Genomic DNA, 15,902 nt, shown 5'->3' with positions numbered 1-15,902 from the left:
CATGTTTACGAATAAAGTGATATTGATAACGGGTGGTACAGGCTCAATCGGCAGCGAAATTGTTCGAAAAATATTGATGCAGAGCCCTAAGGCAGTTCGTATATTTAGTCGAGATGAAAGCAAGCAGTTTGATCTGCAGCAGGAGCTCAAGCAATTCAATAATGTTCGTTATTTGATTGGTGACATTCGGGACAAGCAAAGGCTCAGCTACGCTATGGAAGGGGTGGATTACATATTCCATGCTGCGGCGCTTAAGCATGTTCCTTCTTGTGAATATAACCCGATGGAAGCGGTCAAAACAAACGTCATCGGGGTACAAAACTTAATCGAAACAGCGCTTGAGAACAATGTGGAGAAAGTCATTGCTATTAGCACAGATAAAGTAGTTAATCCAACGAACACCATGGGAGCAACAAAGTTGCTATCCGAAAGATTGATCTCTGCAGCTAGTCTATATAAAGGTAGTAAACGAACTGTATTTTCGTGTGTGAGATTTGGTAATGTGATGGGTTCGAGAGGCTCTGTCATTCCGCTGTTTCGGGAGCAGATCTTAAAGGGGCAGCAGGTGACGGTCACACATAAAGACATGACCAGATTTATGATGTCCATACCCCAAGCTGCTCAACTTGTTATAGATGCTGCGCAGTATTCTCAGGGCGGTGAGGTATTTGTTCTTAAAATGCCGATTCTCAAAATCACAGATCTTGCCCAGTGCTTGATCGAATCATTTCAAGAGGCGTCAGGGCACGGGTTTGCTGGCAAGATCACTGAAACGGGAATTCGACCGGGAGAGAAGATGTATGAAGAGCTGATGACGCTCGAGGAATCCGAGCGGGCTCTGGAGAATGACAGAATGTATATCATTCCTTCTTCATTCATAACGACTGAACCCCAATATGAAGGCTTTAATAAGGCTCCCCGTCAAGAATACTCATCTATGACGGCGCCGCGTATATACCCTAATGAGATACGGAAATTACTCGAAAATCATGGCTTGGGATTTGCGAAAGAGGCAACGTATGAAAAAGCTAGATAAATGTATAGCGATTATCCCTGCCCGGGGTGGATCAAAAGGAGTACCGCGAAAAAACCTGCGATTGATTAACGGGAAGCCGTTAATTCAATACACAATTGAGGCTGCCTTAGGCAGCCGATTTATTGATCAAACCATCGTATCGACAGATTGTCCGGAAATTGCACGGGTGTCAGTTGAAGCTGGAGCGAGGATTCCTTTCATGAGACCTGATGCATTAGCGGAAGATCACTCTAGAACGATTGATGTTCTCCAGCATGCTATTGAATTTTATGAGGGGCAGGGTAAGGTTTACGAGCATATCGTTCTGCTCCAACCAACCTCACCGCTGCGGAACTCACTTGATATTGATGAGGCGTACAGCATATTCCAACAAAATGATGCTGACTCTTTGCAGAGTGTCTGTCCGGTCATGCAGCATCCTTTTTTATTGAGGAAGTTTAATGATTCTCAGCTCAGTCCTTATCAATCGGTAGAAGATGAACGGTTAAGGAGACAGGATTTAGAAGAGCTATTTGTTTTAAATGGTGCGATCTATATCGTCAAGAAACAACTTTTAATGGAACAAAGCTCTTTAGTGGGAGCGAATAACTGTGGTTATATTATGCCGAAGAGCCGATCCATTGATATAGACGATGAGTTAGATTTAGAAGTGGCAGAGGTCTATCTACGCAAGACTCAGCATCACTGATATGACATGGGAGGGAGTGAGGAGCCATGAGTGAACCACGGCTATCCATGGGTGAGCATAAAGTATATGTTATTGCTGAAATTGGTGTTAATCACAATGGCTCACTTCAAAGAGCTAAGGAATGCATTGATCAGGCTGTGGCTTGCGGTGCAGATGCTGTAAAGTTTCAAACCTTTAAGAGCGAAAAGCTGGTGACTAAGCAAGCGGTGAAAGCGAAGTATCAAACAGAACATACGGATGCTACCGAGAGCCAGTTAAACATGCTCCGACAGTTAGAGCTGAGCTTTGAAGAGTTTATAGCTTTAAAGCAATATTGTGAGGACAAAGACATTGATTTTCTATCGACACCCTTTGATGAGGAAAGCGCTGAGTTTCTGAACCGTATTGAAGTGACTGCTTTTAAAATTGGATCAGGTGATATGAACAATCTTCCTTTTCTGGCTTGCATCAATCAATTTGAAAAACCGGTGATTCTGTCTACGGGCATGGCTAATCTTGAAGAGGTTGAAGCGTCCCTAGGTATGTTTACAAAGAGCGACGTCGCTCTTCTTCATTGTACATCTGATTATCCTGCTTCTTTGGAGGATGTGAATTTGTTGGCTATGAAAACGATGATGGACCGCTTCGGAAAAGTAACGGGATATTCCGATCATACCGATGGGATTGAAATTACTATTGCAGCAGTAGCGATGGGAGCACGAATCATAGAGAAGCATTTCACTTTAGATCGAACACTTCCAGGGCCCGATCATAAGGCGTCACTTGAACCTCAAGCATTCAAGCAGATGGTTCAAGCTATTCGTAATGTGGAACAGGCCTTAGGAGACGGTGTCAAAAGATGTATGCCCTCAGAAGAAAACACCAAATTAGTGGCTCGAAAAAGTATTGTCATGGCATGCCGAAAAAGTGCGGGGGACGTGCTAACACAGCAAGATATAGCTGTTAAGCGTCCTGGGACGGGAATAGAGCCGAAGTATTATTTTGAACTGATCGGAAGACAGTTGCTTCATGATGTGGAAGAGGAACAATTGCTTCAATGGAGCGACCTAAAATGAAGAAAATCGCGGTAGTAACAGGCACAAGAGCTGATTACGGCATTTATTATCCAATGCTGCGAGCGATAGAGAGCGATGTAGACCTAGATTTACATCTCATCGTAACCGGTATGCATTTATCGCACCAGCATGGCTATACTGTGGAGCAGATTCAGAAGGATGGCTTTATGATTTCAGCCCAAGTTTCATGCGTCCTTCAGGGGGCGACTCATGCCAATATGTCGCGAGGCGTCGGGCTGGCCATTATGGGAATGACTCAAGCTGTAGAGGAACTTCAGCCGGACAGCATAATCGTTCTAGGAGATCGAGGTGAAATGCTGGCGGCAGCCATTGCAGCCTCATATATGAACATTCCTCTGTTTCACATTCATGGTGGAGAGGTATCGGGCACGATTGATGAGTCTGTCCGTCACGCTATCAGCAAGCTTGCACATATTCATCTTGCAGCTACGGAAGGCAGTAGGCAGAGGCTTATTCAGCTAGGAGAAGACGAGTGGCGCATTCATGTCATAGGTGCTCCAAGGCTGGAGACGATAGAGAAGACAATATTACCTGAGTGGATGGAAGTAGCTGAACAATATGGCTTGCCCCTAGCGAAGGAGTATTTTTTATTCGCATATAACCCTGTGACAACAGAGGAGCATGATCTTCTGGTGCTTCGTTACATGCTGAATTCACTGCTCGCCAGTGGACGAGAGATCATATGCATCATGCCAAACTCGGATGCTGGAGCGGATTCTATTTTAGAAGTTTACGATTCATATGCTTCGGCACAAAAGCTGCACCGGGTGACGAATTTCAAACAACTGGAATATCTGACTGTTCTCAAGAATTGTTCTGTTCTGGTTGGTAACTCTTCCTCCGGAATTATTGAAGCTGCATCCTTTAATAAGCCTGTCATCAATATCGGTTCGCGTCAGAATAGGAGAGAAAGATCCGCTAATGTTATTGATATTCCCATCAGTGCAGAGGCTTTAATTATGGCGCTAAATGAGGTGTTCAGTGATTCGTTCCAGCGAAAGCTGAAGACTGTACATAATGTGTACAGTAGGCCGGATACAAGCGCTCGGATTGTGGAGCTATTAAAAAAAATATCGTACTCGCAGGAACTTATTCAAAAAACGATTACTTACTAAGGAGAGAGAGCCTTGAGTTATATCGTTTATGGAGCTGGCGGACATGCTAAGGTTGTCATTGACATTTTGCGCTCCCGTTCCGAGAAGATCGTTGGTGTCATGGATGATCAGGCTCAGACTAAAGAATGGAACGGTCTTTCGGTCTTAGGTGGTGCTGATCGTTTGCCAGATATCCAGAATCAATTTCCAGAGGCATTGTTTATCATAGCTATTGGTGACAATGAAACCAGAAAAAAAATAGCTTGTATGCTAGCTAAATCCGGTGGGCGCTTCGGTAATGCTATACATTCTAGTGCAGTCATATCATCTAATGTAACTATAGGAGAAGGCACTGTTGTCATGCCAATGGTCGTTATCAATACGGACGCGGTTATCGGTGAACATGTCATTATTAACACATCGGCAACGGTAGATCATGACTGTCATATTTCTGATTATGCCCATATATCTCCTGGGGTGAATATGGCTGGCTCTGTAAATATTGAAGCTTCTGTTCATATTGGAATCGGTACAGCTATCGTCCCAGGAGTGAGAGTAGGCCGCAATACCGTTATCGGAGCGGGTGCATGCGTAATCTGCGATTTACCTAATCATGCGGTAGCCGTTGGTTGTCCAGCGAAAATTATCAAATTACGTAAGGGATGATACAACATGGTAGAACGTGGTGGCAGAATTTATTTATCTTCCCCGCATATGAGCGGTCAGGAGCAGCAGTATATCTCGGAAGCGTTTGAGACAAACTGGATAGCCCCGCTAGGTCAAAATGTAAACTGTTTTGAACAAGAACTTGCACAATTTGTTGGTAGCAAAGGGGCTGTAGCTTTAAGTTCAGGGACTGCTGCCATTCATCTGGCACTTATATTGCTCAATGTTGGTCGTGGAGATGTTGTTTTCTGTTCATCACTGACTTTTGTGGCAAGTGCTAACCCTATTCTGTATCAAGGCGCAACACCTGTCTTTATTGACTCCACGCCTGAGACCTGGAATATGTCGCCTGAAGCTTTGAAGAATGCTCTTGAAGATTATGCGGCTAAAGGACATAAACCTAAAGCGGTTATTGTTGTTAATCTTTACGGGCAAAGTGCCGATTATGATCGGATCAAATCGATATGTGATGAATTTGAAGTGCCTATAGTCGAAGATGCTGCCGAATCCTTAGGTGCTACTTACGGTAAACGAATGAGTGGGACAATTGGTAAATTCGGAGTATTTTCTTTTAACGGAAATAAGATTATTACGACCTCAGGCGGTGGCATGCTCGTTTCCGATGATACCGAGCTTTTAGCGAAGGCTAGATTTTACGCAACCCAAGCTAAGGATTCCGCTAAGTACTATCAGCATAGTCATATCGGATTTAACTATCGTATGAGTAACGTATTGGCTGGTATAGGGAGAGGGCAACTGCAGGTGCTTCAAGATAGGATCTTTCGTAAAAGAGAGATTTTCAACCTTTATAATGAATCTCTAGCAACAATTAAAGGTATTTCATTTATGCCTGATGTTCCTTATGGTAAATCGACGAGATGGTTAACCGCCATGTTGATTGATCCTGACAATTTGAAGGTGACACCGTGTGATGTCGTCGATTATTTAGAGCAATATAATATTGAATCCCGCCCTGTGTGGAAGCCCCTGCACTTGCAGCCTTTGTTTAAAGACTCAGTTTACTATCATTACGGAGAATCAGATGTAAGTCAACGACTATTTAGACGAGGAATTTGTTTGCCATCCGATACTAAGATGAGCAGAGAAGATCAAGGCAAGGTCATTGATAAGCTAGTACAATATATTACTTGAGTATATAAAATGATAAGGTTGGAGACATTAGTAGAACAACTTCTGCATACTCTGAACAATTCGAGAGCGTAAAATAAGTTGTGTACCAGAATTTGTGGTCTAGCCGAACACAAAAAAAGTAGGGTATTCTCGGGGTTGCGATGCCACCAGAGAAAGGACCCTACCGATGACTAATATAACCGAAAACACGATGAATAATCTATTTGAAAATCTTGTCATGCAATTTGTACAGGATAACCTCGAGCGCATAATGCGTGCTGAAATTACAGCCTTTATGGAATCGGACGAGTCCTGCAGACACAATAGCCGCAATGGCTACTACAAGCGCTCCCTTCACACGAAATACGGCAACATCGAGGACCTGTCGGTTCCGCGAGATCGTAACGGCGAGTTCCAGACGCAAGTGTTCGAACCGTATCAACGTCGTGACGGTTGGTTGGAGGAAGCTGTCATCCAAATGTACAAAAGCGGCATGGGCACCCGTGACGTCGCTCGCTTCATCGAGAGCATGTTCGGCAGCCACTATTCTCCGACGACGGTAAGCAATATTACGGCAACTGTGCTTGAAGACATTCAGATCTGGCAGGAACGTCCGCTCTCCAAGCGCTACGCCGTCATCTATTTAGACGGGATGCACGTCAAGTTAAAGCGCAGCACGGTAAGCGGCGAGGTCATCTATTTCGCGATGGGGATCGACGAGCACGGACATCGTCAGATCCTCGGCTTCTACATCGGCGGGCAGGAGAGTTCTAACGGCTGGCGCGAGGTGTTGAAAGACCTCTATAGCCGTGGAGTCGAAGAAGTACTGCTCGGCGTGTTCGATGGCTTGCCGGGCTTGGACGATGCCTTCCGGGAGACCTACCCGAAGGCCGATGTGCAACACTGCATCGTACACAAGGTCCGAGCGACCTTCCCGAAGATTCGGGTGGAGCACAAGACCGACGTGATAAACGATCTGAAAACGATCTATAACGCGATCGACCATGAGATGGCGCTTGCCGCCTTCGACACGGTGAAATCCAAATGGGGCAAGCTTTACCCGAAGGAGATGAAGTCATGGGAGAGCCAGCTGTCGACGCTGTTGACGTTCTACAAGTACCCCGCAGCACTGAAGAAGGCCATCTATACGTCGAACCCCATCGAGCGTATGAACAAGGAGTTTCGTAAGCGGCTCAAGCCAATGAACAGTTTAACGAATATGGATGCGGCCGAGAAAGTCGTCTACTTACAATGCATCGAGTACAACGATACGTATGCAGAACGCGTCACACCTGGATTCGGAATGACAGAGGTCAAAAAGAAGCTTGCTGAGATGTTTGACGAACGCTATCCGCTACCCATGAGTAACCAGTAACGACCGCACAAACGTGGGGCTTGTTCCCCACGAACAACACGGTCTCAACATTCAGACATCACTCATATCCATCGTCCCGATGGATATCCTTACCGCCTTACACAAACTTCTTGACGCTACCAGCACCACTATTGGGATCTTAGAGAGAATGATATATTAGATATCTTTGAGGGTTATTGCTGTATTAATAGTATTATAAGCCATGATTCCACGATAATGCTTTTGATAATAAGAAAATCACAGGGTAAACCTGCTAAACATTACAAAAATCAGTTATAATTTTTAGAATGAGCAAAATCGCACGAATGCGTTGTCAATTTCGTTCGACGAACTTTCGTACCGATACGTTCGCTAAGATGAGTCTCGATACGGATGTCCTGATTCGATTTTGGTCGCAGAATCCTGAACCGAGATGCGGATGTCTTGCGGGTACAGAATGCGAGTGGACTTCAATAATGCCTCCAATCAAGTGATAATCTGTCACTATGTAGTTGGCTATGCCACGAGCTTAGACAAACCAGAAATGTATCTGCCATAAGACTTGAGCGAGGAGGTGGCAAGATTCATTTAAATACATTAAACTACTAAATTCCTTCCCCCTGTTTCACCCCCTTCTAAAGCGGGTAAAAACTCCATGACAGCCTTTTCATTTTTGATTTCCGCCCGAATTGCCGCTGCGTTGACAACGCAAGTGACCCGGTGGTATAGTCGAAAATGTGGACAGGGTGCCACACTTTATTTGATGATGAAGGGAATGTTAGTGCATGCAAGGTAAAGTTAAATGGTTCAACGCTGAGAAGGGTTATGGCTTCATTGAGACAGAAGAAGGCGGCGACGTATTCGTACATTTCTCCGCAATCCAAACCGAAGGTTTCAAGACCCTCGAAGAAGGACAAGACGTGGAGTTTGAAATCGTTGAAGGCGCGCGTGGACCGCAAGCAGCTAACGTAATCAAATTATAATCATCCCGGCTTGGCCGACCTACATATAATGGTTCGATGGTTAACAATTAAAGATTCGTAGCGAGAAGACCCTGGAGGATCCGGGGTCTTTTTTATGGACTTATGGTGACTATGATGGTGACAAAAAGCTTCTTTTTACATCCCCATAACAAAGTGCTATAATGAAGGAGCAAAGGAGGAGTGCCCTATGCAATTCAGTATTCGAGGACAACAAATTGAAGTGACCGACGCCTTGAAGGACTATGTTGACAAGAAGCTCAGCAGACTCGAAAAGTATTTCGATGCACCCCCCACCTCGGAAGGCTATGTCACGTTGAACGTGATCCGGGGATTGCACACCGTGGAGGTGACCATTCCCTTGCCGGGCGTTATGCTCCGTGCAGAGGACCGAAGCGACGATATGTATGCTTCCATTGACGCGGTTGTGGACAAGCTGGAACGTCAGATCCGTAAGCACAAGACCAAGCTGAACCGCAAGTTCCGCCAAGAGGGCAGTCTGAAGACGCTCTTCGTGGAGAATGGCTCGGCAGCCGGTGTGGTTGCGCTGGATCAGCCGGAAGAAACCGATGATGATGATCTGGAAGTGGTGCGTACCAAGCGGTTTACGATGAAGCCGATGGACGTGGAGGAAGCGATCTTGCAGATGAACATGATTGGCCATGATTTCTTTGTCTTTACTAATATTGAATCACAGCAAGTGAATGTCGTGTACAAGCGGGATGACGGTAAGTACGGCCTCATTGAGCGGGACTAGCGGTCAGCGGCTGCAGGAAGCGGGATTCTTATCCTGAGATCCTCTGGCAGGTGTAACGCAGGACCGAATCTTGCACTGAATGACCTTGATCTTACCTGAAAAGGCTCATTTTCGTGACGACCGGTTAAACCATCCAGGATGGGGCGCTGCTCGGTACAGGACAATGATGAAACATGCAACGTAAATGTAAGGGGAGCCCTGCCGCTGGATCGCAGCAGGGCTCTTTAATGTGAGCCCGGAAGTCTCTCTTTGTGTTGCGGCATCTCTTACAAACTGTTACAATTCATATAACGTTTATCCTGCGGAAGAGGGCTGGTCCCTGCATGGCAGGATTATCACTATTTATTGAGGATATTGAGCTTCAACTGATCGATTTCATCCAGACAGCCCTTTGATCGTGAGTATGAAATCGGTTTGATTATATTCGTTTTGCACGAAAGGGGTAAACCATGCTAGGACTTGTCAAGAAGATCTTCGGCGACACCAACGAGCGTGATGTCAAGCGTCTGATGAAAACAGTCGATGTGATTAATAATATGGAGCCTGAGTTTCAGGCACTCTCGGACGAGCAACTGCAAGCCAAGACGGTAGAGTTTCGCGAGCGCTTGGAGAAGGGGGCTGCACTGGACGAGCTGCTGCCGGAAGCCTTTGCGACCGTGCGCGAAGCGTCCAGACGAACCCTGGGCAAACGCCATTATAATGTACAGCTTCTCGGAGGCATGGCTCTTCACGAAGGCCGCATTGCCGAGATGAAGACGGGTGAGGGCAAGACGCTGGTCGGCACCCTTCCGGTCTATTTGAACGCGCTGAGTGGCAAAGGTGTTCACGTGGTTACCGTCAACGATTATCTGGCAACACGGGACAGCGAAGAGATGGCGCAGATTTACAACTACCTGGGCATGACAGTTGGAGTCAACTTGAGCGGGATGGAGCATACCCAGAAGCAGGAGGCGTATGCCTGCGACATTACGTACGGCACGAACAATGAGTTCGGCTTCGATTACCTGCGCGACAACATGGTCCTGTATAAGGAACAGATGGTCCAGCGTCCTCTTCATTTCTGCATCATTGATGAGGTGGACTCCATTCTCGTCGATGAAGCCCGGACGCCGCTCATCATTTCTGGCCAGGCCCAGAAATCGACAGAGCTCTATTATGCCGCAGACCGTTTCGTTAAGCGCCTGGAGCCAGAAGAGGACTTCACGGTCGATATCAAGGTCAAGGCTGTATCTCTCACCGAAAAAGGGGTCGCCAAGGCGGAGCGCGCCTTCGGCATTGATAACCTGTACGATCACAACCATGTGACGTTGAATCATCATATTGTACAAGCGCTGAAAGCTAACGTCATTATGCGCCGCGATGTAGATTATGTCGTGACAGAAGATGAAGTCGTGATCGTCGATGAGTTCACAGGCCGCCTGATGGCCGGCCGCCGCTACAGCGACGGGCTGCACCAGGCGATTGAGGCGAAGGAAGGCATCGAGGTCCAGAACGAAAGCATGACGCTCGCTACGATTACGTTTCAGAACTACTTCCGGATGTACCGCAAGCTGGCCGGCATGACCGGTACGGCGAAGACAGAGGAAGAGGAATTCAAGAAAATCTATGGCCTGGAAGTGCTGCAGGTGCCGACGAATCGTCCGAACCAGCGCGTGGACAAGCCGGATGTGGTCTACAAGAGTGTAGACGGCAAGTTCAAGGCGGTTGTGGAAGAGATTGTGGAGCGCCACAAGAACAATCAGCCGATCCTTGTCGGTACGGTATCCATCGAGAACTCCGAGCGCCTGTCAGACATGCTGAAGCGCAAGGGCGTCAAGCATAAGGTGCTGAACGCGAAATACCATGCGGAGGAAGCAGAGATTATCTCCCGTGCGGGACAGCCGGGAGCGGTGACGATTGCCACCAACATGGCGGGCCGCGGTACGGACATCCTGCTGGGTGAAGGCGTACAGGATATTGGGGGTCTGCACATTATCGGCACCGAGCGCCATGAATCCCGCCGGATTGATAATCAGCTTCGCGGTCGTGCCGGACGTCAAGGCGATCCCGGCTCCACCCAGTTCTACCTGTCGCTGGGCGATGAGCTTATGAAGCGCTTCGGTACGGATAACGTGCTGAATATGATGGAGCGTCTCGGCTTTGAGGAAGATCAGCCGATTGAGAGCCGCATGATTACCCGGGCGGTCGAGTCCGCGCAGAAGCGCGTTGAGGGCAATAACTTTGACCTGCGGAAGGTCGTTCTGCAGTATGATGATGTGATGAACCAGCAGCGCGAGATTATCTACAAGCAGCGCCGTGAAATTCTGGAGTCCGGAGACATTAAGCAGATCGTGCTGGACATGATCAAGCCGGTGATCGACCGGGTCGTTGAGGCACACTGTGCGGATGACATTCCAGAGAACTGGGAGCTGGAGGAGGTTGCGGAATACGTTAACAGCAAGCTGCTGGAAGAAGGCGCCGTAACCCGGGACGAGCTGTGGGGCAAGGAAATGAACGATATTTCCGAATATCTCTTCGAGCGTGTGATGAAGAAATATGCCGAGCGTGAGGAATCCATCGGTACCGAGCTTGTCCGTGAGTTCGAGAAGGTCATCGTGCTGCGGGCAGTGGACAGCAAGTGGATGGACCATATTGATGCGATGGACCAGTTGCGTCAAGGTATTCATCTTCGCGCCTATGGCGGTACAGATCCGCTTCGCGAATACCAGTTCGAAGGCTTCGAAATGTTTAACACCATGATTGCTACGATCCAGGAAGAGGTTTCTACCTACATTATGAAGGCACAGATCCAGTCCAATCAGGAGCGTCAAGCGGTTGTGGAGGAGAGCAAGGTGTCCACGAACGGCGAGCCTGCCCAGAAGCGTCCGGTACAAGTTAAGGACGAAGCAGGGCGGAATGAGCCTTGTCCATGCGGCAGCGGCAAGAAGTATAAGAACTGCCATGGGCTGAACGCATAATTGTATAAATATCGGGCTGCCGTGAGTGCAGTCCTTTTCCCGAACTCCCTTGAGTACGAGCTATGGAGCATCACTCTGACCGTTAGGTCCGGTGCTGTTCCTGCCCGCTGCTTGAGGGAGTTTATGTGCACCGTGATGTTTAGCGTCTGAGGAACGTTTTTCCTGGCGGTCAGGGTATAATAGAGAGAAGTGCTAACCAAGAAAGGACGAGATATGATGATCGATCCAAGCATCAAGCAAGACCTTCGCGAAATCAGCAAGAAACTTACCAACCTTAGGGGGTCTCTTTGACTTAGATCTCAAGCAGGAATTGATTGAGAACTTTGAAGAGAAAATGGCCGCGCCCGATTTCTGGGACGATAATGAGAAAGCGCAGGGGATTATCGCGGAGATGAACGCGGTGAAATCCTCGGTCGATAAATACGAGAAGCTGCAGCAGGATTACGACGACATGGTCGTCATGATCGAGCTGGCTGACGAAGAGGGCGACGATGAGCTTGTCGGCGAGCTGGGGCAGTCCGTAGAGGAGCTTGTCAAGCGCCTGGAAGAGTTCGAGCTGCAGCTGCTGTTGAACCAGCCTTATGACAAAATGAACGCGATTCTTGAGCTGCATCCCGGCGCCGGCGGTACAGAGTCACAGGACTGGGGCCAGATGCTGCTTCGCATGTACACCCGCTGGGCGGAGAAGAGCGGCTTTAAGGTGGAGACGCTGGACTATCTGCCTGGGGATGAAGCGGGCATCAAGAGTGTGACGCTGCTGATCAAGGGCTTCAATGCTTACGGCTACTTGAAGGCGGAAAAAGGCGTGCACCGTCTCGTCCGGATCTCGCCGTTCGACTCCTCGGGCCGTCGCCATACATCCTTTGTCTCCTGTGACGTGGTTCCGGAGATTACGGACGATGTGGAAGTGGAGATTCGCACCGAGGATCTCAAGATTGATACGTACCGGGCGAGCGGCGCTGGTGGACAGCATATTAACACCACAGACTCGGCCGTAAGGATTACGCACCTTCCGACGGGTGTAGTCGTCACCTGTCAGAACGAGCGCTCCCAGATCAAGAACCGCGAGCGGGCGATGACGATGCTTCGCTCCAAGCTGTATGAGCGCAAAATTGAAGAGCAGCAGCAGCATCTGGCTGAGATCCGCGGCGAGCAGTCGGATATTGCGTGGGGCAGCCAGATCCGTTCTTATGTCTTCCATCCGTACAGCATGGTTAAGGATCATCGCACCCAGGTAGAGACGGGCAATGTAGGCGCCGTCATGGACGGCGATCTGAATCTGTTTATAGACGGGTACTTACGCAGTCAGATCAAGCAGGACGTGAAGTAAAGGAGCGAACAATCTCTGATGTCATCTTCTCACCGCCGCCGCCGGCGAGAGCCGTGGATTCCGGTGAACGGGCCGGTTCGCCGGGCGGCGGACCTGATTTTTATGACGGCAGGGTCATTGATGATGGCCCTGTCGTTCAATTTGTTTTTCCTGCCGAACGGCATTGCATCGGGTGGGGTAGCAGGACTGTCTATCCTGGCTCAGGAATGGCTGGGGATTCAGCCGGCGTATACGCAGTGGGGCATGAATATTCCGCTGTTCCTGCTCGGCTTTTTGCTGCTGGGTCGGGAGTATGGCCTGCGTTCCCTGCTAGGCAGCATCATTCTGCCTCTGTTCGTCTACCTGACGCAGGACTGGGCGGCGCCTACGGGAAATCCGCTGCTGGCAGCGATCTACGGCGGGATCGGGGTCGGAATCGGCCTGGGACTCGTCTATCGGGGCCGGGGCTCCACCGGCGGACTGACAATTCTTGCTCAGCTCGTGCAGAAGTATACGGGGCTCAGCTTCTCCTTCAGTGTCGTGCTGCTGGACGGCATTGTCATTCTATCCGCGGCCTGGGTGCTGTCTCTGGAGCAGGCGCTGTATGCCCTGATCGGACTTTATGTGACCGGAAAGGTCATCGACACGGTGGAGATGGGCTTTAACTTCACCAAAGTGGCTTATATCATCTCCGACCACACCGACTCCATCACACGAGCCATTCTGGAGGATCTGGACCGCGGCTTGACCAAGCTGACCGCCGAGGGCGGATATACAGGGGAGCATCGCACGGTGCTAATGGTCGTTGTAGGACAGAATGAAATTCCAAGGCTGAAGACCGTCGTTCAAGCGGTTGATCCGCAGGCGTTTGTTATTATTAGCAACGCGCATGAGGTGCTGGGCGAAGGGTTCAAAATGAAATGAAATAATTTTTGGGCATGCATAGAGGCTGGCGCTAAGTTCCAGCCCGGCATTTCACCGCTTTCTCCCTGCCTGTGGACGTGTTGCCGCTGGGCGAGGGGGAAAGCTTTTTTAGCATTCCATAAGTATAAGCGCTTACATAACTTCATCTTCAAAAGGAGATAGGGTGCGGAAGAGGCGGTATATTTTTGTAGATTCCCCTATTCATTTCTGCAAGCACTGTCGATATATAAAGTTAATACACATTTAAGTTTACAAAAGAGAAAGAGGGAGTCAGTCAAGATGGATGTCATAGAGCAAATGAAGCTAAAGGATACATCTAGTAAGAACAGAATGATGGTGATTGCCATGGGGATCACACTGATTGCGGTAACCTCCTTGTACCTGCTGTCTGGAGGCAGACGCTTGGCCGTTGTCTATGGTGTTGCACTAGCTTGCATCGTGCTGTCTTATTTGATATGCAGTTATGCGCTGAAGAAACCGTACGCCTTTCCGCTCACCGCTATTATTCTGGCGTACATCTTCACGGCAATCGGAAACTGGATGGATGGCTCCTCAATCGCCGTCATTCTGATCATTTATTTCTTATTGGTATTCTCGGCGATGCAGCTTCGGCTGAAATGGTTTCTGACCGGATTTATAGCGGGCTTGATCAATATGGTTATGAATTCTGTCTTATCGTCAGAGGAAGGCATCGTGCAGCTGTACACCTTCGCGATCTTGTTGTATCTCCTGATGGGCATGATGATGATCGTCATCATTCGTATCTCGGACGGCCAGTTCAAGCAAATATCAGAGCTGCTTGCCCGTACGTCTGAAGAGGCGGCAGCGCGTTCAAGGGAGAAGAGTGAGCTGGAGAATGCCGTAACGAAGATTACGGTGAGCATTCAGGGAATGAATGAGCGGATTCAGCAGCACAAGACAGCCCAGCGCGAGATGGCGTCTGCGGTCGATGAAATGTCCCGGGGCGGCCAGAGTCAGTCGCAGCAAATTTCCGATATTGCCCAGCACGCGGCTGAAACGAAGCAGGGAATGCAGAGTCTATGGGATACCTCGATTCAGCTGAAAAGCGAGTCGGCTGAGATTAATGAAGAAGCGAAGGAAGGCCGAAGCAAAATGGACCAGCTGGCCTCAGACCTGAGCCGCCTGAACCTTAACATCCAAGAGATGAACACATCGTTTGAGGATGTGGCGAATGTACTGGATGAAACGAATGAATTAACCGACTCCATCCGTAACATTACCCAGCAGACCCAGCTGCTGGCCTTGAACGCTTCTATCGAGGCCGCGAGAGCCGGTGATGCAGGAAGCGGCTTCGCTGTGGTGGCGGGAGAAATCCGCAAGCTGTCAGAGCTGACCTCCCGGACGACGGAGCAAATTACCGTCAACCTGATGAGGCTCAATCAAGGCAGTGCTAATACGATGGAGCGAATGAACGACAGCGGCCGGAATATTGCCCGGAATCTGGAGGCCTCTCAGGAGGTGTCTGCCTATCTCGATAAAGCGTCCCGGACGCTGGCTCATCTGGACGAGAATCTGGTTCATTTCACCGAGTTATCCCGGCAAGTGATGGGGCAGTCGGCCGAGATTGAATCTGCGACCGGAGAGCTGGCCTCCATTATTGAAGAGACCTCAGCCAGCCTGGAGCAGATGAGTGCCTCGATCGAGACGCTCACCCAGGACAGCGAGACGATCGCAGAAGGCATGAGCCAGGCCGCACAGCAGGCTCAAGAAATGATCAAGTAAGCATCGCCGAAGCAGCGTGGAGGGAGGCCCTCTGCGCTGCTTTTTTTATGGAGTCCAAGGTGAGGCAGAAATTCTGCTGCCGGGAGAGCGAATTTTAGAGAACCTCTTTAATCTCAGGGCGAATAGGGTCTATAATGGAACATAATGGCTGGGGGATTCATTCACGAATGCGAGGCAGAGATGTACG

Annotated in this window: 13 protein-coding genes; all 13 read left to right on the top strand. The window is 49.0% G+C overall.

All coding sequences use genetic code 11. The annotated features are described in order from the left end of the window. Position 1: 1 nt before the first annotated feature. Complete coding sequence (locus E6C60_RS19090; RefSeq protein WP_138227255.1) at positions 2-1,036, top strand: UDP-N-acetylglucosamine 4,6-dehydratase family protein; 1,035 nt, start codon at positions 2-4, stop codon at positions 1,034-1,036. Continuing rightward, positions 1,020-1,724 carry an acylneuraminate cytidylyltransferase family protein gene (locus E6C60_RS19085; RefSeq protein ID WP_138227254.1) on the top strand — a complete coding sequence of 235 codons (705 nt, stop codon included), beginning with the start codon at positions 1,020-1,022 and terminating at the stop codon, positions 1,722-1,724. The genes E6C60_RS19090 and E6C60_RS19085 overlap by 17 nt, the downstream gene beginning before the upstream one ends. A 26-nt stretch (positions 1,725-1,750) precedes the next feature. After that, the gene (gene neuB / locus E6C60_RS19080) at positions 1,751-2,779 is read left to right on the top strand and encodes an N-acetylneuraminate synthase (protein ID WP_233281061.1); all 1,029 of its coding nucleotides are present in this window, start codon (positions 1,751-1,753) and stop codon (positions 2,777-2,779) included. After that, positions 2,776-3,915: a UDP-N-acetylglucosamine 2-epimerase gene (gene neuC, locus E6C60_RS19075; RefSeq protein ID WP_138227253.1), complete on the top strand. Its 1,140-nt coding sequence runs from the start codon at positions 2,776-2,778 to the stop codon at positions 3,913-3,915. The genes neuB and neuC overlap by 4 nt, the downstream gene beginning before the upstream one ends. Before the next feature lie 12 nt (positions 3,916-3,927). Further along, positions 3,928-4,560 (top strand): acetyltransferase, encoded by a 633-nt coding sequence (locus E6C60_RS19070; protein WP_138227252.1) that lies wholly within the window; start codon positions 3,928-3,930, stop codon positions 4,558-4,560. Between the two features lie 6 nt (positions 4,561-4,566). Next, the gene (locus E6C60_RS19065) at positions 4,567-5,712 is read left to right on the top strand and encodes a DegT/DnrJ/EryC1/StrS family aminotransferase (RefSeq protein ID WP_138227251.1); all 1,146 of its coding nucleotides are present in this window, start codon (positions 4,567-4,569) and stop codon (positions 5,710-5,712) included. Positions 5,713-5,878: 166 nt separating this feature from the next. Next, entirely contained in the window at positions 5,879-7,066 is a 1,188-nt protein-coding gene (locus tag E6C60_RS19060) for an IS256 family transposase (protein WP_138227250.1), read from the top strand. A 764-nt stretch (positions 7,067-7,830) separates the two neighbouring features. Continuing rightward, positions 7,831-8,028, top strand: a complete 198-nt coding sequence (locus tag E6C60_RS19055) for a cold shock domain-containing protein (RefSeq protein WP_138227249.1) — start codon at positions 7,831-7,833, stop codon at positions 8,026-8,028. Between the two features lie 187 nt (positions 8,029-8,215). After that, complete coding sequence (gene hpf / locus E6C60_RS19050; protein ID WP_138227248.1) at positions 8,216-8,782, top strand: ribosome hibernation-promoting factor, HPF/YfiA family; 567 nt, start codon at positions 8,216-8,218, stop codon at positions 8,780-8,782. A gap of 449 nt (positions 8,783-9,231) precedes the next feature. Then, the gene (gene secA / locus E6C60_RS19045; RefSeq protein ID WP_138227247.1) at positions 9,232-11,739 is read left to right on the top strand and encodes a preprotein translocase subunit SecA; all 2,508 of its coding nucleotides are present in this window, start codon (positions 9,232-9,234) and stop codon (positions 11,737-11,739) included. 216 nt (positions 11,740-11,955) lie between these two features. Further along, positions 11,956-13,069 (top strand): peptide chain release factor 2 gene (prfB, locus tag E6C60_RS19040; protein ID WP_233281264.1). Its coding sequence is split into 2 segments (ribosomal slippage): positions 11,956-12,027 and positions 12,029-13,069, totalling 1,113 coding nucleotides; the frame shifts between segments, so codons are not numbered across the junction. An 18-nt stretch (positions 13,070-13,087) separates the two neighbouring features. Beyond that, on the top strand, positions 13,088-13,972 hold the full coding sequence (locus E6C60_RS19035; protein ID WP_138227245.1) for a YitT family protein: 885 nt from the start codon (positions 13,088-13,090) through the stop codon (positions 13,970-13,972). Between the two features lie 330 nt (positions 13,973-14,302). Continuing rightward, a complete protein-coding gene (locus E6C60_RS19030; protein ID WP_217496354.1) occupies positions 14,303-15,715 on the top strand; it encodes a methyl-accepting chemotaxis protein in 1,413 nt (470 codons plus the stop codon). Positions 15,716-15,902: the final 187 nt, after the last annotated feature.

Origin of the sequence: Paenibacillus algicola (genome assembly GCF_005577435.1) — a bacterium.
In the GTDB taxonomy this organism is placed as follows: Bacteria; Bacillota; Bacilli; order Paenibacillales; family Paenibacillaceae; genus Paenibacillus_AQ; species Paenibacillus_AQ algicola.
The sequence above is the reverse complement of the archived record's forward strand: the minus strand, read 5'-3'. Positions and strand labels throughout refer to the sequence as shown.